Raw genomic sequence first — 22,525 nt, 5'->3', positions numbered from 1 at the left:
GCTGCGCTGATTGGCTCTGAGGGCCGGCGAGATACGCAGGCCGTTGTCCCGAGCCACCTTGGTGGATGCCATGTCGGATCTGATCTATGTCGGTGTCACGGTCGCCGTGTTCGCCGTCATCGCCCTGATCGCGCGGGGGGTGGAGAAGCTGTGACCGCGGAGAACATCGTCGGTCTCATCGTCGCCGCCGCGCTGGTCGGTTACCTCGTTCTCGCGTTGATCCACCCGGAGAAGTTCTGACATGAGTGCCACTCTTGCCGGCTGGCTCCAGGCGATCGCCCTGGTCGGTGCGCTGGCTCTCTGCTACCGGCCGCTGGGCGACTACATCGCGCGGCTGCTGACGTCCGCGAAACATCTCAGAGCCGAGAAGGCCCTGTACCGACTGGTCGGCGTCGATGGCGACGCCGACCAGCGCTGGCCGGTGTACTTGCGGTCGGTGCTGGCGTTCTCGACGCTGTCGGTGCTGTTCCTGTACGGGCTGATCCGGCTGCAGACGCACCTGCTGCTGAGCCTGGGTGTGCCCGAGATGGAGGCGCACCAGGCCTGGAACACCGCGATCTCGTTCACCACCAACACCAACTGGCAGTCGTACAGCGGCGAGTCCGCGATGGGCCACCTGGTGCAGATGACGGGCCTGGCGGTGCAGAACTTCGTCTCCGCGGCCGTCGGCATCGCCGTGGTCGCGGCGCTGATCCGCGGTTTCACCCGCAACCGCACCGACCGGGTCGGCAACTTCTGGGTGGACCTGACCCGGATCTCGCTGCGCCTGCTGCTGCCGATCGCGATCGTGTTCGCGCTGGTGCTGGCCGCGAACGGCGTGGTGCAGAACTTCCACGGTTTCCACGAGGTCGGCACGCTGACGGGCAGTCAGCAGGCGGTCCCGGGCGGGCCGGTGGCCTCGCAGGAGGTCATCAAGCTGCTCGGCACCAACGGCGGTGGCTTCTACAACGCCAACTCGGCGCACCCGTTCGAGAACCCGACCGGCTTCACCAACCTGGTGGAGATCTTCCTGCTGCTGGTGATCGCGTTCTCGCTGCCGCGCACCTTCGGCCGGATGGTCGGCGACCACCGGCAGGGCTACGCGATCGTCGCGGTGATGGGCCTGTTCTGGGTGGCCTCGGCGTCGCTGATGACCTTCTTCGAGCACCAGCACGCCGGCAGCGCCCTGCAGGCGGCCGGCGCCGCGATGGAGGGCAAGGAACAGCGGTTCGGCATCGCCGCCTCCGGCCTGTTCGCGGCGTCCACCACGCTCACCTCGACGGGTGCGGTGAACTCCTTCCACGACTCGTACTCGCCGTTCGGCGGCGGTCTGACGATCTTCAACATGATGCTCGGCGAGATCGCGCCCGGCGGTACCGGCTCCGGCCTGTACGGCATGCTGATCCTGGCGATCGTCGCGGTGTTCGTGGCCGGTCTGATGGTCGGCCGCACCCCCGAGTACCTGGGCAAGAAGCTCGGCGGCCGGGAGATGAAGTTCGCCTCGCTGTACATCCTCACCACCCCGGCGATCGTGCTGATCGGCGCCGGCACCGCGATCGCCCTGCCCGGCGAGCGCGCCGGGATGCTCAACTCCGGGGCGCACGGCTTCTCCGAGGTGCTGTACGCGTTCACCTCGGCCGCGAACAACAACGGCTCGGCGTTCGCCGGCATCACCGTGAACACCACCTGGTACGACACGGCGCTGGGCCTGGCGATGGTGTTCGGACGGTTCCTGCCGATGGTGTTCGTGCTGGCACTGGCCGGCTCGCTGGCCAAGCAGCAGCCCGTCCCGGCGAGCGCGGGCACCCTGCCCACCCACAAGCCGCTGTTCGTCGGACTGCTCTCCGGTGTGGTGCTGATCGTCGTCGGCCTCACCTACTTCCCGGCCCTGGCCCTCGGGCCGATCGCAGAAGGTCTCCACTGATGTCCACCACCCTTGAACCGGCGGCCCCCGAACAGGCGCCGCACAGAGTCTCCGCGGGCCTGCTCGATCCGAAGCTGCTGCTCGCCTCGCTGCCCGACGCGGTGAAGAAGCTCGACCCCCGGGTGATGGTGAAGAACCCGGTGATGTTCGTGGTCGAGGTCGGCTCGGTGGTCACCACCGTCGCCGCGATCGCCGACCCGTCGGTGTTCGCCTGGGCGATCACCGTCTGGCTCTGGCTGACCACGGTGTTCGCCAACCTGGCCGAGGCGGTCGCCGAGGGCCGCGGCAAGGCACAGGCCGACACGCTGCGCCGTGCCAAGTCCGACACCATGGCCCGACGTCTCGTCAACTGGCCTGCGGAGCAGACCGAGGAGGAGGTGCCGGGCACCGCGCTGCGGCTCGGCGACCACGTGGTGGTCGAGGCCGGGCAGGTCATCCCGGGCGACGGCGACGTGGTCGAGGGCATCGCCAGCGTCGACGAGTCGGCGATCACCGGCGAGTCCGCGCCGGTGATCCGCGAGTCCGGCGGCGACCGCTCGGCCGTCACCGGCGGCACCAAGGTGCTGTCCGACCGGATCGTGGTGAAGATCAGCTCCGAACCGGGCAAGACCTTCATCGACCGGATGATCGCCCTGGTGGAGGGCGCGGCCCGGCAGAAGACGCCGAACGAGATCGCGCTGAACATCCTGCTGGCCTCGCTGACCATCGTGTTCCTGATCGCGGTGGTCACCCTGCAGCCGATGGCGACGTACGCGGGCGCCCCGCAGCCCACCGTGGTGCTGGTCGCGCTGATCGTGGCGCTGATCCCGACCACCATCGGCGCGCTGCTCTCGGCGATCGGCATCGCCGGCATGGACCGGCTGGTGCAGCGCAACGTGCTGGCGATGTCGGGCCGGGCCGTGGAGGCCGCCGGCGACGTCAACACCCTGCTGCTCGACAAGACCGGCACCATCACGCTCGGCAACCGGCAGGCCGCCGAGTTCCAGCCCGCCGAGGGCGTGAGCGTCGAGGAACTCGCGGACGCCGCGCAGCTGTCCTCGCTGGCCGACGAGACCCCCGAGGGCCGCTCGATCGTGGTGCTCGCCAAGACCGGGTACGGCCTGCGGGCCCGCGCCCAGGGCGAGTTGGCGCACGCCGAATGGGTGCCGTTCACCGCACAGACCCGGATGTCGGGCGTCAACCTTCCCGAGGGGGACGGCCGCGAGGTCCGCAAGGGCGCGGCCGCCTCGGTCGCCAACTGGGTGACGGGCAACGGCGGTTCGGTCGGCCCCGAGGTCGCGCAGCTGGTCGACGGGATCTCCGCCGCCGGTGGCACCCCGCTGGTGGTCGCCGACCGCGAGGGCGAACGGCCGCCCCGGGTGCTCGGCGTGATCCACCTCAAGGACGTGGTCAAGGAGGGCATGCGCGAGCGCTTCGCGGAGCTGCGCCGGATGGGCATCAAGACCGTGATGATCACCGGCGACAACCCGCTGACCGCCCGGGCGATCGCCCAGGAGGCAGGCGTCGACGACTTCCTCGCCGAGGCCACCCCCGAGGACAAGATGGCCCTGATCCGCAAGGAGCAGGAGGGCGGCAAGCTGGTCGCGATGACCGGCGACGGCACCAACGACGCCCCGGCGCTCGCCCAGGCCGACGTCGGCGTGGCGATGAACACCGGCACCATGGCGGCCAAGGAGGCCGGCAACATGGTGGACCTGGACTCCAACCCGACCAAGCTGATCGAGATCGTCGAGATCGGCAAGCAACTGCTCATCACCCGCGGCGCGTTGACGACCTTCTCGATCGCCAACGACGTGGCCAAGTACTTCGCGATCATCCCCGCGATGTTCGCCGGCGTGTACCCCGGCCTGCGGCACCTGAACATCATGGGCCTGCACAGCCCGACCTCCGCGATCACCTCGGCGATCATCTTCAACGCCCTGGTCATCATCGGCCTGATTCCGCTCGCCCTGCGCGGCGTCAAGTACCGTCCGTCCGACGCCAGTTCGCTGCTGTCCCGGAACATCGGGGTCTACGGCATAGGGGGCCTGGTGGTGCCGTTCGTCGGCATCAAGGCCATCGACCTGATCGTCCAGTTCGTCCCCGGCCTGAGCTGACAGAGAGGAGAACGAGACATGCCCACCTTCCTGCGCACCCACCTCACCGCGCTGCGGATGCTGCTGGTGATGACCGTGATCCTCGGCATCGCCTACCCGCTGCTGATCACCGGCATCAGCCAACTCGCGTTCCCCGCCAAGGCCAACGGCTCGGTGGTGAAGAACGACGGCAAGGAGATCGGCTCCAGCCTGCTCGGCCAGAGCTTCGACCTGCCCAAACAGAACCCCGACGACCCGGACGAGCAGGCGCAGCCCGACCCGAAGTGGTTCCAGCCCCGCCCGTCGGCCGGCAACTACGACCCGAAGTCCTCCGGCGCGTCCAACCTCGGCCCGAACAGCGACGACCTGCTGAAGGCCGTCGAGGAGCGCCGCGCCGCCGTCGCCGCGTTCGACGGCGTCGACCCGGCGAGCGTCCCCCCGGACGCGCTGACCGCCTCCGGCTCCGGACTCGACCCGCAGATCTCCGTCGCGTACGCCAAGGAACAGGTCCAGCGCGTCGCCCGGGCCCGCGGCGTCAGCCCCGAGCAACTCGACCGGCTGATCGGCGAGTTCACCGACGGCCGTGCGCTCGGCTTCCTCGGCCAGGGCGGCGTCAACGTGGTGCTGCTCAACCGTGCGGTCGCCGACCTGAAGTGACGATGCGTCCCTTACCGAAGCAGGCCGACCCGGGCGCTCCCCCGCCCGGGTCGGCCGGCCGCGTACCCGCCCCTACCGACCCGACCGTGAGACGAGCAGCCATGCCAGTTGACCCAGGACAGGCCTTCGGAGCGCGGATGCCCGCCCACCGGCGGGGCCGGCTACGGGTCTACCTGGGCGCGGCCCCCGGCGTCGGCAAGACCTACCGGATGCTCGACGAGGCGCACCGCCGCCAGGAGCGCGGCACCGACGTGGTCGTCGGCTTCCTGGAGACCCACAACCGGCCCCGCACCGCCCGGCTGCTCGACGGACTGGAACAACTCCCGCGCACCACAAGGCGCTACCGCGACGCCGAATTCGCCGAACTCGACCTGGACGCGCTGCTGGCCCGGCGGCCCGAACTCGCCCTGGTCGACGAACTCGCCCACACCAACATCCCCGGCGGACGGCACGCCAAGCGCTGGCAGGACGTCGAAGAACTCCTCGCCGCCGGCATCGACGTCGTCACCACCGTCAACATCCAGCACCTCGAATCGCTCAACGACGTGGTGCAGAAGATCACCGGCGTACCGCAGCGCGAAACCGTCCCCGACGAAGTGGTGCGCCGCGCCGACCAGATCGAACTCGTCGACATGGCCCCGCAGGCACTGCGCCGCCGCCTCGCCCACGGCAACGTCTACCAGGCCGAGAAGGTCGACGCCGCGCTCGCCAACTACTTCCGGGTCGGCAACCTCACCGCACTGCGCGAACTCGCCCTGCTCTGGCTGGCCGGCCGGGTCGACGAAGGACTGCGCGACTACCGGGCCGTGCACAACATCGACCGGGTCTGGGAGACCCGCGAACGCGTCGTCGTCGCCCTCACCGGCGGACCCGAAGGCCCCACCCTGATCCGCCGCGCCGCCCGGATCTGCGACCGCACCGCCGGCGGCGAACTCCTCGCCGTGCACGTCACCCGCAGCGACGGCCTGGCCGGCGCCTCACCCGGCCGGCTCGCCGAACAGCGCAGCCTGGTCGAATCCCTCGGCGGCAGCTACCACCTGGTCGTCGGCGACGACATCCCCGAGACACTGCTGACCTTCGCCCGCGCCCGCGACGCCACCCAACTCGTCCTCGGCACCAGCCGGCGCGGCCGCACCAGCCGCTTCCTCACCGGACCCGGCATCGGCGAAACCACCGTCGACCGGTCCGAGGACATCGACGTCCACATGGTCACCCACGCGTTCACCGGCCGCGGCCGGCTCCCCTCGCTCGGCCGCAGGCACTCCCGCCGCCGCACCCTCGCCGGATACGCCGCCGGACTCGCCGTCCCCTGGGTGCTGACCGCCGTGCTCTCCCAGGGCCACCACGCGCTGAACCTCACCACCGACGCGCTGATCTTCCAACTCGGCGTCGTCGCCGTCGCGTTGCTCGGCGGAGCGACCTCCGCCCTGCTCGCCTCGGTGGTCGCCTCACTGCTGCTGAACTACTACTTCATCCCACCCGTGCACACCTTCACCATCGGCGAGGCCAACAACTTCATCGCCCTCGCCGTCTTCGCCGCCGTCGCCCTCTGCGTGTCCACCGTCGTCGACCACTCCACCCGGCAGACCGCCCGCGCCGCCCGCGCCACCGCCGAAGCCGAAACCCTCTCCACCCTGGCCGGCTCCGTCCTGCGCGGCGCCGACGCCGTCCCCGCCCTGCTCGAACGCACCCGCACCTCCTTCGGCCTCGACACCGCCGCTCTGCTCGACCCCGCCACCGGCGACGTCCTCGCCCGCACCGACAGCCCGGCGGCCGCCGACGAGCACCCCGAAACCACCGAACTGCCCGTCGGCGCCGACGCGTTGCTCGTCCTCACCGGACGCCGACTGTCCGACACCGACCACCGGGTACTCGCCGCGTTCGCCGCCCACCTCGCCGCCGCCCTCGAACGCGACCGCCTCGCCACCGTCGCCGCCGAGGTCGAACCCATCCGCGCCGCCGACCGGATGCGCACCGCCCTGCTCGCCGCCGTCAGCCACGACCTGCGCACCCCGCTCGCCACCGCCCTCGCCTCCGTCGGCTCCCTGCGCAGCCCCGACGTCGAATTCTCCGCCGACGACCGGAACGAACTGCTCGCCCTCGCCGACGAATCCCTTGTCGAACTCACCCGACTCGTCGACAACCTGCTCGACCTCAGCCGCCTCCAGGCCGGCGCCCTCACCCTGCACCTGCAACCCACCCACCTCGACGAGATCCTGCCCCGCGCCCTCGACTCACTGCCCGACCCCGACGCGCCCGTCCAACCCCTCGACCTCGACACCGCCCCGCCCGTCCTCGCCGACCCGCCACTGCTCGAACGCGTCCTCGCCAACGTCATCACCAACGCGCTCCGGCACAACGCACCCGGCGCACCCGTCCTGGTCACCGCCTCCGCCCACGCCGACCGCGTCGAGATCCGCATCGTCGACCGCGGACCCGGCATCCCGCCCGAGGACCGCGACCGCGTCTTCCTGCCGTTCCAACGCCTCGGCGACACCGACAACACCACCGGCCTCGGCCTCGGCCTCGCCCTCTCCCGCGGCCTCGCCGAAGCCATGGGCGGCAGCCTCGACGTCGAGGACACCCCCGGCGGCGGCGCCACCCTGCTGCTCACCCTGCCCGCCGCCACCACCGAACAGGAAGCCTCATGACCCGCGTCCTGGCCGTCGACGACGAACCCCGCCTGCTGCGCACCCTGCGCCTCAACCTGGTCGCCCGCCAGTACGCGGCCCTCACCGCCGGCACCGCCCGACAGGCCCTCGAGCTCGCCGAGCAGACCCCGCCCGACGCCGTCCTGCTCGACCTCGGCCTGCCCGACCAGGACGGCATGGACGTCCTGCGCGCCCTGCGCCGCCACAGCTCCGCACCCGTCATCGTGCTCTCCGGACGAACCGACCCCGCCGACCGCATCCACGCCCTCGACGGCGGCGCCGACGACTACCTCACCAAACCCTTCGTCATGGACGAACTCTTCGCCCGGCTCCGCGCCGTCCTGCGCCGCCCCGCACCCGCCACCGCCCCGCCACTCGCCCGGATCGGCGACCACGCCGTCGACCCCGCCGCCGCCCGCGCCACCGGACCCGACGGCCCCGTACGCCTCACCCCCATCGAATGGAAACTGCTCTCCGTGCTGCTCGCCGCCCCCGGCCGGCTCGTCGGCCGCCAACAACTCCTCACCGCCGTCTGGGGACCGGGCCACGAAGAACACAGCAACTACCTGCGGGTCCACTTCGCGGCCCTGCGCCGCAAACTCGAACGCGACCCGCACCGCCCCCGCCACCTGATCACCGAACCCGGCCTCGGCTACCGCTACCTCCCCTGACGGGCCACCAGCCGCCGGCCCACGCCCGCCACCACACTGCCCGCGACCGTCCCCAGCAGCGCGCCCGCCACCACGTCCCCCGGGTAGTGCACGCCCGTGTGCACCCGCGAGTAGCCCACCGACGCCGCGAGTAGGCCCAACGGGGCTGCCGCCCAAGGCAGTTGGGAGGCCACTCCGGTGGCGAACGCGAACGCCGACGCGGTGTGCCCGGACGGGAACGACCCCGACTCCGGCATCGGCACCTGCCGCGCCTGCGGCACCTTCCCCGCCACCCGGTCCGGCCGGGCCCGCCGCGCCAGCGACTTGCCCGCCACGTTCGCCGCCGCCGACGCCACCGCCACCGACCCCAGCCCCACCAGCGCCGCCCGGCGCGACGCCCCCGGCACCAGCGCCAGGCCGCACGCCACCGCCACCGACAGCTTCGAGTGGTTCGCCGCCGTCGACAGCCGCCGCAGGCCCTCGTCCAGCGTCGGCGTCGGCGTCGCCGCGATCGCCACGTACACCGCCAGGTCCACCGCCGACACGTCCGCCATCACCCGGCGCCCGGCCGGCACCCACCGCTCCACCGCCCTCACCGCGCACCCTCGTTCGCCTCGACGCGGCCCGCCGCCAGCCGCGACAGCAGCCCCCACGACAGCGGCGGCGCCGGCCGCACCGCACCCGGACGGCGCCGCGGCACCCGCACCCGCAGCGCCCCCGGCCGGATCACGCACCGCACCGGGACGTCCAGCTCCAACGCCTCGCCGTCCACCGCCACCGGAATCCTCGCCGCCTCCGCCGTCACCAGCACCTCACGCCCCACCAGGGTCCGCACCGCCTCCGCATTCGTACCCCGCAACGCCAGCTCCGCCGCCTGCGCCGCGCCGTCCACCCTCACCCCCAGCACCCCCAACCGGCCCAGATCCAGCCGCGAACGCCGCCCCGGATCCAGCAGGTCCCCCGCGTCGTACGGGTTGTTGCTGACCAGCACCGCCTGCGGCCGCTCCAGCACCTCCCCGCCCACCTCGGCCCGCAGCTCCGTGCCCGCGTACCCCACCAGCAGGTCCGGCAGCATCGCCAGGATCGTCGACGCCTTCGCGTCCCGGTACTCCGGATTCCGCACGACCTCCGCGTAGGTGCCGAACGACACGTTGTTCACGAACGCCCGACCCGCCACCTCGCCCAGGTCCACCCGCAGCTCCACACCGTCCGTCAACGCGTCCAGGCCGCTCGCCGGATCGTCCCGGTCCAGGCCCAGATCCAGCGCGAAGTGGTTGCGGGTGCCCGCCGCCACCACCAGGAACGGCAACCCGTGCCGGGCCGCGACCTGTGCCACCAGCGCCTGCGTGCCGTCCCCGCCGGCCACACCCAGCAGATCCGCGCCGTCCGCCACCGCCCGCTCCGCGAGCAGCGCCACGTCCTGCTCCGGCCCGGCAGAGGGGTCGAGCAGCACCACCTCGGCCCCCAACTCCCGGGCCCGGTCGGCCAAGCGGAACTCCCGCACCTTCCCGCCGCCGGACTCCGGATTCATGATCAGCACCGGCCTGCGCGGCCCCGGCGCCTCCCGCTCCCGCACCTCGCGCGGCCCCCGCGCCGAGCGCAGCGCCGACCGTCCCAGTGACAGGCCCGCCGACCACAGCGCCACCGCGCCCAGCACCCACGGCCACGTCTCCGCCCCGACGACCAGCGCCACCGCACCCACCGGCGCCGCCACCGCCAACAGCGCCCCGAGCCAACGCGCCGGCCCGCGCCGCGACAACGCCCACCACACCCCCACCGCGATCAGCGCCAACGCCGCCACCCCGACCCCCACCACCAGCGCCCCGCGCAGCCCCGCCCCCGCCGCCAGCACCCCGACCGCCGCCGTCCCGCACCCGATCGCGGCCCGCGCCAGCCACTTCGCCCGCACCACCTCACCCATCCACCGACGGTAACGCCCCGTCAACCATCGGACCCGGAAAGACAATCGGGCTGTGGCAGAATCCGCCGGGTGACCATCCGGGTACTGCTCGCCGACGACCAGGAGATGGTGCGGCGCGGACTGCGCCGCATCCTCGAAACCCAACCGGACATCCAGGTGGTCGGCGAGGCCGCCGACGGCATCGCCACCGTCGAAGCCGCCCGCGCGCTGCGCCCGGACGTCGCCCTCGTCGACGTCCGGATGCCCCGGATGGACGGCCTCGAAGTCGTCCGCCAACTCTGCGGGCCCACCGCCGACCCACAGGTCAAAGTGGTCGTGGTGACGACGTTCGACCTCGACGAGTACGTGTACCCGGCGCTGCGCGGCGGCGCCTCCGGCTTCCTGCTCAAACGCTCCGGACCGGCCCTGCTGATCGAAGCCGTCCGCGCCGCCACAGCCGGCGACAGCCTGATCAGCCCGTCCGTCACCGTCCGCCTGCTCCAGCACGTCACCGGCCGCCGCCCCGAGGCCGCTCCGCTCGCCGAACCCCTCACCACCCGCGAACAGGAGATCACCCGCGAAGTCGCCGCCGGACGCACCAACGCCGACATCGCCGCCGCGCTGTTCATCTCGGCCGGCACCGTGAAGACCCACGTCGCACACATCCAGCGCAAACTCGGCGTCCGCAACCGGGTCGGCATCGCCATGCGCGCCTTCGAACTCGGCTACCTCACCGACCTGCCCGCATGACCGTCCGCCGCGCCCTCACCGCCGTCGCGGCCGTGCTGCTGCTCGTGCCGGCCGTGCTCGGGCCCCCGGCCGGCTGGATCCCCGGCGGCACCGCCGTCCTGGTCCTCGCCCTCGCCGCGCTGCACCGACCGCTCGGCCCGAGCTCACCCGTCCTCGCACCCGTCGCCGCCGCCCTGCTCTCACTCGCCGTCGACGCCGGCTACTTCGGCGACCACGGGCTGGAACTGCTCTGGATGCCCGCCGAGTTCGCCGCCCTGCTGGCCCTGGTGGTACGCGCCGTACGACGCCTGCCGGCCCGCCCCGCCTGGGCCGCCGGCGCGCTCACCACCGCCGCCGCCCTGGCCCTGCCGCTGCGCTTCGCGCTGCGCCAACCCGTGCCGCTGGACGCCTCCGTGGCCGGCCTGGTGATCGCCGTCGCCCCCGTCGCCACCGCCCTCGGCGCCGCCCTCTACCTGCGCGGCCAGGACGACCGCCGGGCCCGCGCCGTCCGCGACGCCCGCCACGAACAGCGCCTCGCCGTCGCCCGCGACCTGCACGACTACGTCGCCCACGAGCTCACCGGCATCCTGCTCGAAGTGCAGGCCGCCCAGGTCAGCGGCTACGGCCCGGACGAGAACGCCCGGCTGCTGACCCGGCTGGAAGCCGCCGGACAGCGCGCCCTCGCCTCCATGGACCACACCCTCGACACCCTGCGCGCCCCCGACGACGCCGCCCCGCGCCGCCACGCCCTCACCGAACTCCCCGCCCTGCTCGACCACTTCCCCGACCGGCCCGCGCTGCACCACCCCGCCGATCTGCCCGCGCTGCCGCCCGCCGTCGAGGACGCCGCCTACCGGGTCGCGCTGGAAGCGCTCACCAACATCCGCCGCCACGCGCCCGCTGCCGACCGGATCACCGTCGCCGTCGCCCACCACCCCGGCACCGGCCTCACCGTCACCGTCACCGACACCGGCCCCGCCCACCCCCACGCCCGCCCCGGCGGCGGCACCGGCCTGACCGCCCTGCGCACCCGGATCGCCGACCTCGGCGGCGAACTGACCGCCGGCCCGCACGGGACCGGCTGGCGGGTGGCGGCGACGCTGCCGACCGGCTGACGCCGCCGACCGACCGACTGACGCCGCCGACCGACTGACGCACCCGCGCCCGGACATGCCGACGGCGCGTGGCCGCCCCTTGCGTCGGGGTGGCCACGCGCCGTCCTGGCTCTCGGGCTCTACTCCTCGACGGGGGTGCCGTCGGCGGCGATCCGGGCGAAGCCGAGGTACTTGTGCAGCGCCTTCGGCAGCAGCACCGAACCGTCGGCCTGCTGGTGCTGCTCCAGCACCGCCGCGATGGTGCGGCCCAGCGGCAGACCCGAACCGTTCACCGTCGCGGCCGGGGTCGGCTTGCCGTTCTCGTCGCGGGTACGGATACCGGCCCGGCGGCCCTGGAAGGTGCCGAAGTCCGACACCGACGAGATCTCCCGGTAGGTGTCCTGGCTGGGCAGCCACACCTCCAGGTCGTACGTCAGCTGCGAGGAGAAGCCGGTGTCGCCGGCCGCCAACGTGACCACGCGGTAGGCGAGTTCCAGCTCCTGCAGGCACGCCTCGGCGTGCGACACCATCAGCAGCATCTGCTCCCGCGCCTGCTCGGCGGCGCAGATCCGCACCATCTCCACCTTCGAGAACTGGTGCAGCCGGATCAGCCCGCGGGTGTCGCGGCCGTACGAACCGGCCTCCGAACGGAAGCACGGGGTGTGCGCGGTGAGCGCCAGTGGCAGCTCGGCCGGGGCGACGATCTCGTCCGCGTACAGGTTGGTCAGCGGCACCTCGGCGGTCGGGATCAGGAACAGGTCCCGGTCCGCGACGCCCGTCCGGAACAGGTCCTCCTCGAACTTCGGCAGCTGGCCGGTGCCCGTCATGGAGCGCCGGTTCACCAGGTACGGCACCGCGTGCTCCACGTAGCCGTGCCGGCGGGTGTGCAGGTCCAGCAGCAGCGCGACGATCGCCCGCTCCAGCGCCGCACCGGTGCCGCGCAGCACGCTGAACCGCGAACCCGACAGCTTGGTGGCCCGGCCGAAGTCCATGATGCCCATGGTCTCGCCCAGGTCGACGTGGTCCTTGGGCGCGAAGCCGAACGCCTGCGGCTCCCCGACCCGGCGCACCTCGAGGGCGTCCTCGTCCGAGAACCCGTCCGGCGCCTCGTCGGCCGGCAGGTTCGGGACGGTCAGCAGCAGATCGGTCAACTCCTGCTGAACCGTCTCCAGTTCGGCCTCGTTCTGCTGGATCTGCTCCTTCAGCGCGCGGGCGCTCTCCTTCAGCTCCGAGACGTCCCCGCCCTGCTTCGCCGTCCGCTGCACCTCCTGCGCGACCTGCTTCGACCTGGCCCGCAGCTCGTCACCGGCCTGAATGCCCGCGTTGCGCCGGGACTGCAGGGCCTCCAGCGCGGACAGGTCGAGCCGGTAGCCGCGACGTGCGAGCCGCCGGACGGCTTCGTCCCCCAGGTCGATCAGGGCGCGGGCATCATGCATCGGAGTCTGCTCCTCGGGACAGCCAGGTGAAGTGTCCCGACCGTAGCAGGGGGGCGGATCGGGGTGCACGGGCTTTGGGGGGCGGTGGGGGGCGGGTGGGGGGTCGGTGGGGGTGATCAGAAGTGATCGGGTTCGGTCAGGTTTGGTCACGCTTGCGAGTTGCTCTACGCGGAGATAATCTCTGCGTAGAGCAACTCGGAAACACGACCGACTCTGCAGGGGGACCTCACCATGTGGCAGCACGAGCACACCGCCGACACCACCGCCGCGCCGCACGCCGTCTGGGCGGTGCTCAGCGACCTGAACGCCTGGCCGAACTGGGACACCTCGATGGAGTCGGTGACGCTCGACGGCCCGTTCGCCGTCGGCAGCAAGGTCGCCATGACGCCGACCGGCCAGGAGCCGATCGTCTCGGTGATCACCCGGATCGAGGAGAACCACGTCTACGCCGACGAGACCGAGTTCGGCGGGACCACGCTGAGCTTCTCGCACACCCTCACCGCCCTGCCCGACGGCGGCACCCGCGTCCTGCACCGCCTCGAGATCACCGGCCCCGACGCCGACGGGCTCGGCCCCGAGCTCGGCCCGATGATTACCGAGGACTTCCCCGAGGCGATGGCCGGCCTGCTGGCCCAGGCGGAGCGAGTGGCCCGATGAAGATTCACCCCGAAGACGCAGCGATCGTCGAGCAGGACCTGCTGGCCGACGGCCCGGTGCACAGCCCGGGCTTCTGGCTGTGGCACGCCACCATGCGCTGGCAGCGCGAAGTCGCCGCCGCGCTCGCCCCCTACGACCTGACGCACCCCCAGTTCGTCCTGCTCTCCTGCGCCTGGTGGCTCAACGAGCAGGGCAAGACCCCCAACCAGCAGGAGCTCTCCCAGCAGGCCGGTACCGACGTCCGCACCACCTCGCAGGTGGTGCGGAAGCTGGAGGCCAAGGGCCTGCTGACCCGCACCACCGACCCGGACGACACCCGGTCCCTGCGCCTGCGCATCACCTCGCAGGGCGTCGGCCTGGCCCGCGCCGCGATCCCCGACGTCGAGGCCGCCGACCGTTCGTTCTTCGCCCCCGCCGCCTTCCCCGGACCGGGCCGCCCGGCCATGGACGGAGTCGCCCTCAGCCGGCTGCTCCGCCACCTGGTCGACGCGCCCTGAGGCAGCCGGGGCGGCCCGACCGGAGCCCGCACGGTCAGCCCTTGGCGACGAACTCCGCGAGCACCGGCGCCAGCACCTCCGGCGCCACCTCGTGGGTCTGACCCTCCAGGGTGCGGTACGCGGACCCGGCGGCCGCGGTGGCGGTCGCCCGGGCCGCGTCCCGCAGCAGGTCGGGGCTGAGGCCGCCGTCCAGGACCAGCACCGGCACGGTCAGCGCGGCCAGCATCTCGGTGGGTACGGCGGCGCCCACCGCGCCGTCCAGCACCTCGGCGTCATTGACCAGTGTCGGCGCGACCGACTCGAACAGCGGCCAGACGGGCGAGTTGCGCAGCCCGTCGAGCATCGGCTCGGGGGTGCCGACGAAGGTCATGAAGCGGGCGATCGCCGCGCCGCGGTCACCGGCGGCGACGTCCTGTGTCACGCCCGCCCGGTAGTCCGCGAACCGGGCCCGCTGCTCGTCGCTGGTGCTGAACGGCGGCTCGTACACGGCGACCCGCTCGACGCCGATGCCCGCGCCGGCCGCCCGAAGCGCCAGCGCACCGCCGGAGGACAGTCCGAGCACGGTCGCGCTGCCGCCCGCCGCTGCGACGACCGCCGCCAGGTCCTCGATCTCCCGCTCGACAACGCCCGCGCCGCCCGCGCCGCTCTCCCCGCGCCCGCGGCGGTCGTAGCTGAACACCCGGTGACCGTCGGCGAGTTGTCCGGCGATCCCGGCGGACGGGCCGAATCCGCGGTGGCACATCGCACCGTCCACGATCACCACGACGGGGCCCTCGCCCGCGGCTTGGTAGGCGATCCGGGTGCCGTCGGCGGAGGTCACGTACTCGGTCATCTTCAACTCCTGCGGGGTGGGGGGGTGGGGGTGGTGGGGGTCCGGGGGAGGTCAGGGCCGGCCGGCGGTGGCCAGCGTGTGGGCGACCAGCGCGTTGGCGTGGCCGTGTCCGATGCCGTGCTCGGTCTTCAGCCAGGTGACCAGCTCCATGTGCTTGGTCAGCGGCGAGCTGCTGATCAGCTCCTGCCAGTCGGCGATCGGACGCCCGTACTTCTGCTCGATGGAGGGGAAGTAGCTGGCCGGTCCCTTGACGCTCATCCCGGGTTCCTCCGCGTTCCGCGCTGCCGCTGGGGCCGCCGCTGTCGTCTGCTGTCGTTGCCGTCACAGGTACGGACGGGCGGCCCGGGCGGAACTCATCGCTCCCCGTGAATCTTTTTTCGCGACTTTCTCGTGGCGTCCCGCGAACACCGAACGCGTCCCCCTCCGGCCGCCTACGGTCGGGTCATGGCATGGATCGACGACAGCACGATCGAGCGCGCCGCCGACTACCTGTGGACCGCGGGCCGGGTCCTGGAACAGCGGCGCTTCACCCACCTGTTCGACGCCCCGGACCAAGCGGGCGTCCTCGCCGCCCTGGACGCCTACCGCACCCCGGACGGCGGCTGGGCGTACGGCCTGGAACCCGACGTCCGCGGCCCGGCCGCCCAACCGCTGGCCGCCGGTGCCGCCGCCCGCATCCTCGGCGAGGCCGGCGCGCTGACCGGCCCGCGCGGCCGCGAACTCTGCGACTGGGCCGTCACTTTGACCACCCCGGACGGCGGCGTGCCCGCCGTGCTGCCCACCCTGCGCCGCTACCCGCACCCGCCGTTCCTGCCGATCGCCGACGACCCGCCTGCCGAACTGCTCTCCACCGGCCAGATCGCCGCCCCGCTGCTGCGCCACGGCGTCCAGCACCCGTGGCTGACGGCCGCCGAGGCGTTCTGCCGCCGCGCCGTCGAGGCGATCGAGCACACCCACCCGTACGAGGTGTTCACCGCCGTCGGCATCCTGGACACCTCGCCGGACCGTGCCTGGGCGACCGAACAGGCCGCCCGCCTCGGCGAGTTGGTGCGCAAGCAGCAGCTGGTGCTGCTGGACCCGGCGCACCCGGAGGAGGTCCGGATCGCCCCCGGGTACGCGCCCCGTGAGTACCACCTGCCGCACGACTTCGCGCCCCGCCCGGACAGTCTGGCCCGCGCCTGGTTCTCCGACGCCGAGCTGGAGCGCGGACTCGTGCATCTGGTGTCCGCCCAACTCCCGGACGGCGGCTGGCCGATCAACTGGGCCCGCTGGTCCGAGTCCACCGAGCACGAGGCCCGCCCGGGTGTCACCCTCGCCGCCCTGCTCACCCTGCGCGCGTACTCCTCCTGAACCCGGCCGCTCAGCCGACGGCGCGCTTCACCAACTCGGCGACGCGCGCCGACTCGGCCTCGCCCAGGTCGGCGACCGCGTAGGACGTCGGCCACAGGTCGCCGTCGTCCAGGCGTGCCTGGTCGCTGAAGCCGATGGTCGCGTACCGGGACTTGAACTTGGCGGCGCTCTGGAAGAAGCACACCGGCTTGCCGTCCTTGTTGTTGTACGCGGGCATCCCGTACCAGGTCTTCGGCGCCAGCTCCGGCGCGACCGAGGTGACGATCGCGTGGAAACGCTCCGCCAGCAGCCGGTCCTCCGGCGGCATCTCGGCGATCTTCTCCAGCAGGTCCCGCTCCGCCTCGGCGGCCTTGGCAGCGGCCGAGGCCCGCTTGGACTCCGCCTTCAGCTCCTTGGCACGCTCCTTCATCGCCGCGCGCTCGTCCGCCGTGAAACCCTCGTGCTTCTCCGCCATGACCCGCTCTCCCGTTCCGTTCCCTGGTGACGTTCTTCATCGTAGGAACGGGGCCACCGCCGCGGCTTCTCGGAAACTGATCGGCCAACCAACCGGCCAACCGACCGGCCAACCGACCGGCCAACCGACCGGCCAACCGGCCGGTCCCGGAAACGCCGGAGTCCGGCCCGGGAGACTCCCGGACCGGACTCCTTCCACCTGAGGCTCAGCGGGCCTTGAAGGTCCGCAGCCGCAGGCTGTTGCCGACCACGAAGACCGAGGAGAAGGCCATCGCGCCGCCCGCGATCATCGGGTTGAGCAGGCCGGTCGCCGCCAGCGGCAGGGCGGCCACGTTGTAGGCGAAGGCCCAGAACAGGTTGCCCTTGATGGTGGCGAGGGTCCGCCGCGACAGCCGGATCGCTTCCGCCGCGGAGCGGAGGTCGCCGCGGACCAGGGTCAGGTCGGCGGCCTCGATGGCGGCGTCGGTGCCGGTGCCGATGGCCAGGCCCAGGTCGGCCTGGGCGAGGGCGGCCGCGTCGTTGACGCCGTCGCCGACCATCGCGACCGTCCGGCCCTCGGCCTGCAGCCGCTGCACGGTGGCGACCTTGTCCTCCGGCAGCACCTCGGCGATCACGTCCTCGGCGGGGATGCCCACCTCGGCCGCCACCGATTCCGCCACCAGCCTGTTGTCACCGGTCAGCAGCACCGGACGCAGGCCCAGCGCCCGCAGCTCGGCGATCGCCTCCGCACTGGTCGGCTTCACCGCGTCCGCCACCTCCAGGACGGCCCGCGCCGCGCCGTCCCAGCCGACCGCGATCGCGGTCCGGCCGGCCCGCTCGGCCTCGGCCTTGGCCGTCACCAGCTCCGCCGGCAGGTGCTGCGCCCAGTCGGCCAGCAGTGCCTCACGTCCGGCGACCACCGCGTGGCCGTCGACCACGCCCTGCACACCCAGGCCGGGGACGTTCTCGAAGCTCTCGACCGCCTCCAGCTCGCCGAACTTCTCCTGCGCGGCGGTGGCCACGGCCTGGGCGATCGGGTGCTCGGAGGCGTGCTCCAGCGCGCCGGCCAGCCGCAGCGCCTCGTCCTCGGTGGTGCCCTCGACGGTGTGCACGCCGACCAGGGTCATCTTGCCGGTGGTCACGGTGCCGGTCTTGTCCAGCACGATGGTGTCGACCTTGCGGGTGTTCTCCAGGACCTCGGGGCCCTTGATCAGGATGCCCAGCTGGGCGCCGCGACCGGTGCCGACCAGCAGCGCGGTCGGAGTGGCCAGGCCCAGGGCGCAGGGGCAGGCGATGATCAGGACGGCGACGGCGGCGGTGAAGGCGGCGGTCCAGCCCTCGCCGGTGCCCAGCCAGTAGCCCAGGGTGGCGAGCGCCAGGGTGATCACGACCGGCACGAACACGCCGGAGATCCGGTCCGCCAGGCGCTGCGCGGCGGCCTTGCCGTTCTGCGCGTCCTCGACCAGCTTCGCCATCCGGGCCAGCTGGGTGTCCGCACCGACCCGGGTGGCCTCGATCACCAGCCGGCCGCCCGCGTTGACGGTCGCGCCCGTCACCGCGTCGCCGGGGCCGACCTCGACCGGCACCGATTCGCCGGTCAGCATCGAGGCGTCCACGGCGGAGCTGCCCTCGACCACGGTGCCGTCGGTGGCGATCTTCTCGCCGGGACGGACCACGAACCGGTCCCCGACGGCCAGCTGCCCGATCGGGACCCGCACCTCGCGGCCGTCCCGCAGCACCGTCACGTCCTTCGCGCCCAGTTCCAGCAGCGCCCTCAGCGCCGCGCCCGCCGTCCGCTTCGACCGGGCCTCGAAGTACCGGCCGGCCAGGATGAACGCGGTGACGCCGGCCGCCGCCTCCAGGTAGATGTTCGAAGCGCCGTCGGAGCGGGCGATGGTGAACTCGAAGCCGTGCCGCATGCCCGGCATGCCCGCGTCGCCGAAGAACAGCGCCCACAGCGACCACAGGAACGCGGCGCCGGTGCCCAGCGAGACCAGGGTGTCCATGGTGGCGGCGCCGTGCTTGGCGTTGGTCCAGGCGGCGCGGTGGAACGGCCACGCCGCGTACGTCACGACCGGTGCGGCCAGCGTCAGCGACAGCCACTGCCAGTTGTCGAACTGGAGCGCCGGCACCATCGCCATCGCTATCACCGGCACGGCCAGGGTCAGCGAGGTGATCAGCCGCTGCCGCAGCGGGGCCAGCTCGTCGGCCGCGTCGGCGGCCTGCTCGCCCTTGTCCTCGGCCGGGGGCTCCGGCAGTGCGGCCGTGTAGCCGGTGGCTTCCACGGTGGCGATCAGGGCGGAGACCTCCACGGGCCCGTCGATGACCACCTTGGCCTTCTCGGTGGCGTAGTTGACCGTGGCCTGGACGCCGTCCATGCGGTTGAGCTTCTTCTCGATCCGCGCGGCGCAAGAGGCACAGGTCATGCCGCCGATGCGGAGTTCCACCTCGGTGGAGGCGGGTGCTGCCTGGGTGGTCATCAGGGGCTCCTCGTGGGTTTCGAACATCCCGGCGGGTGGCCGGGTTCCTTCGTTCCTCAGGCGCGGCCGGTCAGCTCGTAGCCGGCCTCGTCGACGGCGGCGCGCACCGTCTCGTCGTCGAGCTCGGCCACCGAACCGACGGTGACCAGCCCGTTCTTCACGTCCACCTGCACGGCCTCGACGCCCTCGAGCGCCCCGATCGCCTTGCCGACGGTCTTCTCGCAGTGCCCGCAGGTCATCCCCGACACCGCGAACACGGTGGTGACGGCGGCCGGCGCGGTGATGGTCGCGGTGGTGGAGCAGGTGCCGTCGCTGGAGCAGCAGGACATGGGATCCTCCGTTGAAGTTCTCGATACCCAGAGGGGGTATCCCTCCCGGTGACAACATTTATACCCCTGGGGGGTATGCCCCGCAAGGGCTTCCCGGCCCGAATTCAGGGCCTGCCCGGCCCTGTAGGGGGTGTGGGCCGGGTGCAGTTCCCTCCGGCGGCAGGCCGTCCATCCGGCTGCGAAAAATTTCCGACGCCGTGCCACCCTCCCGGCCCGCACCGCCCCTGACCTCGCAACTCTCGCTCCACGCAAGCCTCGCGGTGGTCTGCCTCCACGCTTCGAGGCGCTTGACACATACCCCTGGGGGGTATCTACTCCGTCATGTCGCAAGGCACCGCCAACGCCAAGGGAGTCCGCCATGAACACCGCACTCAAAGTCGCCGTCTTCGCGTCCGGACTCGCCGTCGCGTTCGGCGCCGCCTTCGGAGTCGGCCACGCCGTCGGAGGCACCCCGGCCGCGCCCCACGCCGCGCACGGCGCCGACGGGAACCGCGGCGCCGCCGGTCACGAGGAACGCGGCGGCAGCGCCGGCAAGGGCGACCACCCGGTCGGCGGTCTGCAGATCTCCGAGGGCGGCTACACCCTGAGCCTCGACCGCCCGGTGGTCCCGGCCGCCGGTCCGACCGAGCTGAGCTTCCGGGTGCTGGCCGCGGACGGGAAGCCGCTCACCGCGTACCGGCCGGCGCACGAGAAGGAGCTCCACCTGATCATCGCCAGCCGCGACCTGACGTCCTTCCAGCACCTGCACCCGGTCCGCGCTGCGGACGGTATCTGGAGCGTCCCGGCGAACATCGCCAAGGCCGGCGACTACCGGGTGTTCGCCGACTTCACCCCGGCCGCGGGGGACGAGGCGCTGACGCTCGGCGCGGACCTGCACGCCGGCGGCGACTACCAGCCGGCCGCCCTCCCGGAGACCGGCCGCTCGGTCACCGTCGACGGCTACACCGTGACCCTCACCGGCGACCTGACGGCCGGCAAGGCGAGCAAGCTCGCCTTCGCGGTGTCGAAGGACGGCCGGCCGGTCGCCGACCTCGACCCCTACCTCGCCGCCTACGGCCACCTGGTGGTGCTGCGCGCCGGAGACCTCGGCTACCTGCACGTCCACCCGAACGGCGAGCCCGGCGACGGCGTCACCAAGCCCGGCCCGGAGGTCGACTTCGCGGCCACCGCCCCCACCGCGGGCGACTACCGGCTGTTCCTGGACTTCCAGCACGCCGGCACCGTCCATACCGCCGTCTTCACCCTCACCGCCGGCGCGGACGGCGCCCCCGCCACCACCCCGGCCCCGAGCCCGACCCCCAGCGAGTCGGCCCACCACCACTGATCGGCCGCCCCACCCCCCGCGTGGATTCCAGGCCCGCGCACACCCACGTCGCGCACATACCCCTTCCCGGTATATCTCCAGAGGAGCCCCCGGCCATGTCAGACCTCACCGCACCCCCCGCACCCCGCCGCTGGACGGCGCTCGCCTTAATCGCCCTCGCCCAGTTCATGGTCATCATGGACACCTCGATCATCGGCGTGGCCCTGCCGAAGATGCAGACCGCGCTCGGGTTCTCGCAGGAGAACCTGTCCTGGGTGTTCAACGCCTACGTGATCGCCTTCGGCGGTCTGCTGCTGCTCGGCGGACGCCTGTCCGACCTGCTCGGTGCCAAGCGCGTCTTCGCCGCCGGCTGGATCGTCCTCGCCGCCGGCTCCCTGGTGGCCGGCCTGGCCGGCACCGCCTGGGTCGAACTGGTCGGCCGCGCCGCCCAGGGCGCCGGCTCGGCGCTGATCGCCCCGGCCGCGCTCACCCTGCTGATGACCCTGTTCGGCGGACGTCCCACCGAACTGCCCAAGGCCTTCGCCCTGTACGGCGCGGCCGCCCCGGCCGGCGGCACCGCGGGCGTCTTCCTCGGCGGTCTGATCACCCAGTACGCCAGCTGGGAGTGGGTGTTCTGGATCAACCTCCCGGTGGCGCTGATCGTGCTCGCGATGAGCCCGTCCGTGATGCCCGCCGCCGCGGTCCGCCGCGGTTCGATCGACTGGCTGGGCGCGATCACCGTCACCGCCGGCCTCGCCGTCACCGTGTTCGCCATCGTCCGTGCCCCCGAGGTCGGCTGGGACTCCGCGCAGACCTGGCTGGTGCTGGCCGCCGGTCTCCTGCTGATCGCCGCGTTCGTCGCCATCCAGTCCCGCCGCAGCGAGCCGCTGATGCGCCTCGGCATCTGGCGCAGCCCGAACCTGGCGGGCGCCAACCTGGCGCAGCTGCTGATGGCGGCGGCCTGGATCCCGATGTGGTTCTTCCTCAACCTCTACCTGCAGCAGGTGCTCGGCCTGAAGGCGTTCGCCTCGGGTGCGGCGCTGCTGCCGATGACCGCCGCGATCATGCTGATGATGATCGTCCTGGCGCCCCGCCTGATCGCCCGCTTCGGCCCGAAGCCGCTGATCGTCACCGGCCTGGCCGCGCTCGCCGCCGGCATGTACTGGCTGTCGCTGGCCCGCCCGGACGGCAGCTTCGCGGTCGACGTCCTGCCGGCCTCGCTGCTCGCCGCCGTCGGCATGGCGCTCGCCTTCATCCCGTCGCTGGGCACCGCGCTCGCCGTCCCGAACCCCGCCGAGGGCGGCCTCGCCTCCGGCATCGTCAACACCTCCTACCAGGTCGGTTCGGCCCTGGGCCTGGCCGCCATGACCGCCGTCGCCGCCGCCAACGGCGCCCGTGAGATCGGCAACCCGGTCGCCCTGACCCACGGCTTCTCCGCCGCCTTCCTCGGCGCCGCCGCCCTGGCCCTGCTCGGCGCCCTGGCCTCGCTCCTGACCCTGCGCACCCCGGCCCCCGCCACCGAGCCCGCGGAGGCCGCCGCCTGATCCACC

22 protein-coding genes and 2 pseudogenes are annotated in these 22,525 nt (G+C 72.7%); 16 read left to right on the top strand and 8 right to left on the bottom strand.

Annotation, left to right across the window (positions count from 1 at the left end; genetic code table 11):
- Positions 1 to 150 precede the first annotated feature (150 nt).
- From kdpF to ACIHEI_RS21465, 6 genes are all read left to right on the top strand, one after another.
- The gene (gene kdpF, locus ACIHEI_RS21490; protein ID WP_043915087.1) at positions 151 to 240 is read left to right on the top strand and encodes a K(+)-transporting ATPase subunit F; all 90 of its coding nucleotides are present in this window, start codon (positions 151 to 153) and stop codon (positions 238 to 240) included.
- Position 241: 1 nt separating this feature from the next.
- Positions 242 to 1,903 (top strand): potassium-transporting ATPase subunit KdpA, encoded by a 1,662-nt coding sequence (kdpA, locus tag ACIHEI_RS21485; protein ID WP_396607718.1) that lies wholly within the window; start codon positions 242 to 244, stop codon positions 1,901 to 1,903.
- Positions 1,903 to 3,999, top strand: a complete 2,097-nt coding sequence (gene kdpB, locus ACIHEI_RS21480) for a potassium-transporting ATPase subunit KdpB (RefSeq protein WP_392949320.1) — start codon at positions 1,903 to 1,905, stop codon at positions 3,997 to 3,999. Before kdpA ends, kdpB begins: the two co-directional genes overlap by 1 nt.
- An 18-nt stretch (positions 4,000 to 4,017) precedes the next feature.
- A complete protein-coding gene (gene kdpC, locus ACIHEI_RS21475; protein WP_396607717.1) occupies positions 4,018 to 4,635 on the top strand; it encodes a K(+)-transporting ATPase subunit C in 618 nt (205 codons plus the stop codon).
- Between the two features lie 137 nt (positions 4,636 to 4,772).
- Positions 4,773 to 7,286 (top strand): ATP-binding protein, encoded by a 2,514-nt coding sequence (locus ACIHEI_RS21470; RefSeq protein ID WP_392949324.1) that lies wholly within the window; start codon positions 4,773 to 4,775, stop codon positions 7,284 to 7,286.
- Positions 7,283 to 7,957 (top strand): response regulator, encoded by a 675-nt coding sequence (locus tag ACIHEI_RS21465; protein ID WP_387860766.1) that lies wholly within the window; start codon positions 7,283 to 7,285, stop codon positions 7,955 to 7,957. Before ACIHEI_RS21470 ends, ACIHEI_RS21465 begins: the two co-directional genes overlap by 4 nt.
- On the opposite strand, the gene ACIHEI_RS21460 is transcribed toward ACIHEI_RS21465, so the two are convergent.
- Both ACIHEI_RS21460 and ACIHEI_RS21455 read right to left on the bottom strand, forming a co-directional pair.
- The gene (locus ACIHEI_RS21460; RefSeq protein WP_392949459.1) at positions 7,945 to 8,490 is read right to left on the bottom strand and encodes a phosphatase PAP2 family protein; all 546 of its coding nucleotides are present in this window, start codon (positions 8,488 to 8,490) and stop codon (positions 7,945 to 7,947) included. The two genes, ACIHEI_RS21465 and ACIHEI_RS21460, sit on opposite strands and share 13 nt — an antisense overlap.
- A 38-nt stretch (positions 8,491 to 8,528) precedes the next feature.
- On the bottom strand, positions 8,529 to 9,467 hold the full coding sequence (locus tag ACIHEI_RS21455; RefSeq protein WP_396607716.1) for a diacylglycerol/lipid kinase family protein: 939 nt from the start codon (positions 9,465 to 9,467) through the stop codon (positions 8,529 to 8,531).
- Between ACIHEI_RS21455 and ACIHEI_RS21450 the strand changes: the two genes are divergently transcribed.
- The 3 genes from ACIHEI_RS21450 to ACIHEI_RS21440 are packed head-to-tail and all read left to right on the top strand — an operon-like array spanning position 9,466 to position 11,680.
- Entirely contained in the window at positions 9,466 to 9,870 is a 405-nt protein-coding gene (locus ACIHEI_RS21450; RefSeq protein WP_396607715.1) for a hypothetical protein, read from the top strand. The two genes, ACIHEI_RS21455 and ACIHEI_RS21450, sit on opposite strands and share 2 nt — an antisense overlap.
- 56 nt (positions 9,871 to 9,926) lie before the next feature.
- Positions 9,927 to 10,586 carry a response regulator gene (locus ACIHEI_RS21445; protein WP_387639131.1) on the top strand — a complete coding sequence of 220 codons (660 nt, stop codon included), beginning with the start codon at positions 9,927 to 9,929 and terminating at the stop codon, positions 10,584 to 10,586.
- Positions 10,583 to 11,680 (top strand): sensor histidine kinase, encoded by a 1,098-nt coding sequence (locus ACIHEI_RS21440; protein ID WP_396607714.1) that lies wholly within the window; start codon positions 10,583 to 10,585, stop codon positions 11,678 to 11,680. The genes ACIHEI_RS21445 and ACIHEI_RS21440 overlap by 4 nt, the downstream gene beginning before the upstream one ends.
- A gap of 119 nt (positions 11,681 to 11,799) precedes the next feature.
- Here ACIHEI_RS21440 and serS read toward each other — a convergent pair whose 3' ends face one another.
- Entirely contained in the window at positions 11,800 to 13,095 is a 1,296-nt protein-coding gene (gene serS / locus ACIHEI_RS21435) for a serine--tRNA ligase (protein WP_396607713.1), read from the bottom strand.
- 231 nt (positions 13,096 to 13,326) lie between these two features.
- On the opposite strand from serS, the gene ACIHEI_RS21430 reads away from it, so the two are divergent.
- Positions 13,327 to 13,752, top strand: coding sequence for an SRPBCC family protein (locus tag ACIHEI_RS21430; RefSeq protein ID WP_387639124.1), 426 nt, complete (start codon positions 13,327 to 13,329; stop codon positions 13,750 to 13,752).
- A complete protein-coding gene (locus ACIHEI_RS21425; protein ID WP_387639121.1) occupies positions 13,749 to 14,249 on the top strand; it encodes a MarR family winged helix-turn-helix transcriptional regulator in 501 nt (166 codons plus the stop codon). Before ACIHEI_RS21430 ends, ACIHEI_RS21425 begins: the two co-directional genes overlap by 4 nt.
- 34 nt (positions 14,250 to 14,283) lie before the next feature.
- On the opposite strand, the gene ACIHEI_RS21420 is transcribed toward ACIHEI_RS21425, so the two are convergent.
- Both ACIHEI_RS21420 and ACIHEI_RS21415 read right to left on the bottom strand, forming a co-directional pair.
- On the bottom strand, positions 14,284 to 15,081 hold the full coding sequence (locus tag ACIHEI_RS21420; protein WP_396607712.1) for an alpha/beta fold hydrolase: 798 nt from the start codon (positions 15,079 to 15,081) through the stop codon (positions 14,284 to 14,286).
- A 51-nt stretch (positions 15,082 to 15,132) separates the two neighbouring features.
- Entirely contained in the window at positions 15,133 to 15,339 is a 207-nt protein-coding gene (locus tag ACIHEI_RS21415; protein ID WP_387639115.1) for a DUF4287 domain-containing protein, read from the bottom strand.
- Positions 15,340 to 15,525: 186 nt separating this feature from the next.
- Between ACIHEI_RS21415 and ACIHEI_RS21410 the strand changes: the two genes are divergently transcribed.
- A complete protein-coding gene (locus ACIHEI_RS21410; protein ID WP_387860776.1) occupies positions 15,526 to 16,431 on the top strand; it encodes a hypothetical protein in 906 nt (301 codons plus the stop codon).
- 10 nt (positions 16,432 to 16,441) lie between these two features.
- Here ACIHEI_RS21410 and ACIHEI_RS21405 read toward each other — a convergent pair whose 3' ends face one another.
- Complete coding sequence (locus tag ACIHEI_RS21405; RefSeq protein WP_396607711.1) at positions 16,442 to 16,885, bottom strand: iron chaperone; 444 nt, start codon at positions 16,883 to 16,885, stop codon at positions 16,442 to 16,444.
- Between ACIHEI_RS21405 and ACIHEI_RS21400 the strand changes: the two are divergent.
- Both ACIHEI_RS21400 and ACIHEI_RS21395 read left to right on the top strand, forming a co-directional pair.
- Positions 16,884 to 17,024, top strand: a pseudogene (locus ACIHEI_RS21400) (PT domain-containing protein); the annotation flags it as partial. The gene ACIHEI_RS21405 and the pseudogene ACIHEI_RS21400 sit on opposite strands and share 2 nt — an antisense overlap.
- A pseudogene (locus ACIHEI_RS21395) lies at positions 16,967 to 17,104 on the top strand (hypothetical protein); the annotation flags it as partial. The pseudogenes ACIHEI_RS21400 and ACIHEI_RS21395, both read left to right, overlap by 58 nt.
- On the opposite strand, the gene ACIHEI_RS21390 reads toward ACIHEI_RS21395, so the two are convergent.
- Both ACIHEI_RS21390 and ACIHEI_RS21385 read right to left on the bottom strand, forming a co-directional pair.
- A complete protein-coding gene (locus tag ACIHEI_RS21390) occupies positions 17,091 to 19,343 on the bottom strand; it encodes a heavy metal translocating P-type ATPase (RefSeq protein WP_396607710.1) in 2,253 nt (750 codons plus the stop codon). The pseudogene ACIHEI_RS21395 and the gene ACIHEI_RS21390 overlap by 14 nt on opposite strands.
- A 56-nt stretch (positions 19,344 to 19,399) precedes the next feature.
- Positions 19,400 to 19,672 carry a heavy-metal-associated domain-containing protein gene (locus tag ACIHEI_RS21385; RefSeq protein WP_387639105.1) on the bottom strand — a complete coding sequence of 91 codons (273 nt, stop codon included), beginning with the start codon at positions 19,670 to 19,672 and terminating at the stop codon, positions 19,400 to 19,402.
- A gap of 358 nt (positions 19,673 to 20,030) precedes the next feature.
- Here ACIHEI_RS21385 and ACIHEI_RS21380 point away from each other — a divergent pair, with 358 nt between their 5' ends.
- Complete coding sequence (locus ACIHEI_RS21380) at positions 20,031 to 20,996, top strand: hypothetical protein (protein WP_396607709.1); 966 nt, start codon at positions 20,031 to 20,033, stop codon at positions 20,994 to 20,996.
- A 95-nt stretch (positions 20,997 to 21,091) separates the two neighbouring features.
- Complete coding sequence (locus ACIHEI_RS21375) at positions 21,092 to 22,519, top strand: MFS transporter (protein WP_396607708.1); 1,428 nt, start codon at positions 21,092 to 21,094, stop codon at positions 22,517 to 22,519.
- Positions 22,520 to 22,525: the final 6 nt, after the last annotated feature.

The sequence above is a fragment of the Kitasatospora sp. NPDC051984 genome, assembly GCF_044593455.1.
Taxonomy (GTDB): Bacteria; Actinomycetota; Actinomycetes; order Streptomycetales; family Streptomycetaceae; genus Kitasatospora.
Note: the sequence above shows the minus strand (reverse complement) of the source record. Positions and strands in the feature narration are given on the sequence as shown.

Bases quoted from the DNA above. Each gene is read 5' to 3' on its own strand.
- ACIHEI_RS21385 (WP_387639105.1), bottom strand. From the start codon at position 19,672: ATGTCCTGCTGCTCCAGCGACGGCACCTGCTCCACCACCGCGACCATC.
- serS (WP_396607713.1), bottom strand. From the start codon at position 13,095: ATGCATGATGCCCGCGCCCTGATCGACCTGGGGGACGAAGCCGTCCGG.
- ACIHEI_RS21390 (WP_396607710.1), bottom strand. From the start codon at position 19,343: ATGACCACCCAGGCAGCACCCGCCTCCACCGAGGTGGAACTCCGCATC.
- ACIHEI_RS21425 (WP_387639121.1), top strand. From the start codon at position 13,749: ATGAAGATTCACCCCGAAGACGCAGCGATCGTCGAGCAGGACCTGCTG.
- ACIHEI_RS21455 (WP_396607716.1), bottom strand. From the start codon at position 9,467: ATGAATCCGGAGTCCGGCGGCGGGAAGGTGCGGGAGTTCCGCTTGGCC.
- ACIHEI_RS21440 (WP_396607714.1), top strand. From the start codon at position 10,583: ATGACCGTCCGCCGCGCCCTCACCGCCGTCGCGGCCGTGCTGCTGCTC.
- ACIHEI_RS21420 (WP_396607712.1), bottom strand. From the start codon at position 15,081: ATGACCGAGTACGTGACCTCCGCCGACGGCACCCGGATCGCCTACCAA.
- ACIHEI_RS21380 (WP_396607709.1), top strand. From the start codon at position 20,031: ATGAACACCGCACTCAAAGTCGCCGTCTTCGCGTCCGGACTCGCCGTC.
- ACIHEI_RS21470 (WP_392949324.1), top strand. From the start codon at position 4,773: ATGCCCGCCCACCGGCGGGGCCGGCTACGGGTCTACCTGGGCGCGGCC.
- ACIHEI_RS21415 (WP_387639115.1), bottom strand. From the start codon at position 15,339: ATGAGCGTCAAGGGACCGGCCAGCTACTTCCCCTCCATCGAGCAGAAG.
- kdpC (WP_396607717.1), top strand. From the start codon at position 4,018: ATGCCCACCTTCCTGCGCACCCACCTCACCGCGCTGCGGATGCTGCTG.
- ACIHEI_RS21450 (WP_396607715.1), top strand. From the start codon at position 9,466: ATGATCAGCACCGGCCTGCGCGGCCCCGGCGCCTCCCGCTCCCGCACC.
- ACIHEI_RS21410 (WP_387860776.1), top strand. From the start codon at position 15,526: ATGGCATGGATCGACGACAGCACGATCGAGCGCGCCGCCGACTACCTG.
- ACIHEI_RS21375 (WP_396607708.1), top strand. From the start codon at position 21,092: ATGTCAGACCTCACCGCACCCCCCGCACCCCGCCGCTGGACGGCGCTC.
- ACIHEI_RS21465 (WP_387860766.1), top strand. From the start codon at position 7,283: ATGACCCGCGTCCTGGCCGTCGACGACGAACCCCGCCTGCTGCGCACC.
- kdpA (WP_396607718.1), top strand. From the start codon at position 242: ATGAGTGCCACTCTTGCCGGCTGGCTCCAGGCGATCGCCCTGGTCGGT.
- ACIHEI_RS21405 (WP_396607711.1), bottom strand. From the start codon at position 16,885: ATGGCGGAGAAGCACGAGGGTTTCACGGCGGACGAGCGCGCGGCGATG.
- ACIHEI_RS21430 (WP_387639124.1), top strand. From the start codon at position 13,327: ATGTGGCAGCACGAGCACACCGCCGACACCACCGCCGCGCCGCACGCC.
- ACIHEI_RS21460 (WP_392949459.1), bottom strand. From the start codon at position 8,490: ATGGCGGACGTGTCGGCGGTGGACCTGGCGGTGTACGTGGCGATCGCG.
- kdpB (WP_392949320.1), top strand. From the start codon at position 1,903: ATGTCCACCACCCTTGAACCGGCGGCCCCCGAACAGGCGCCGCACAGA.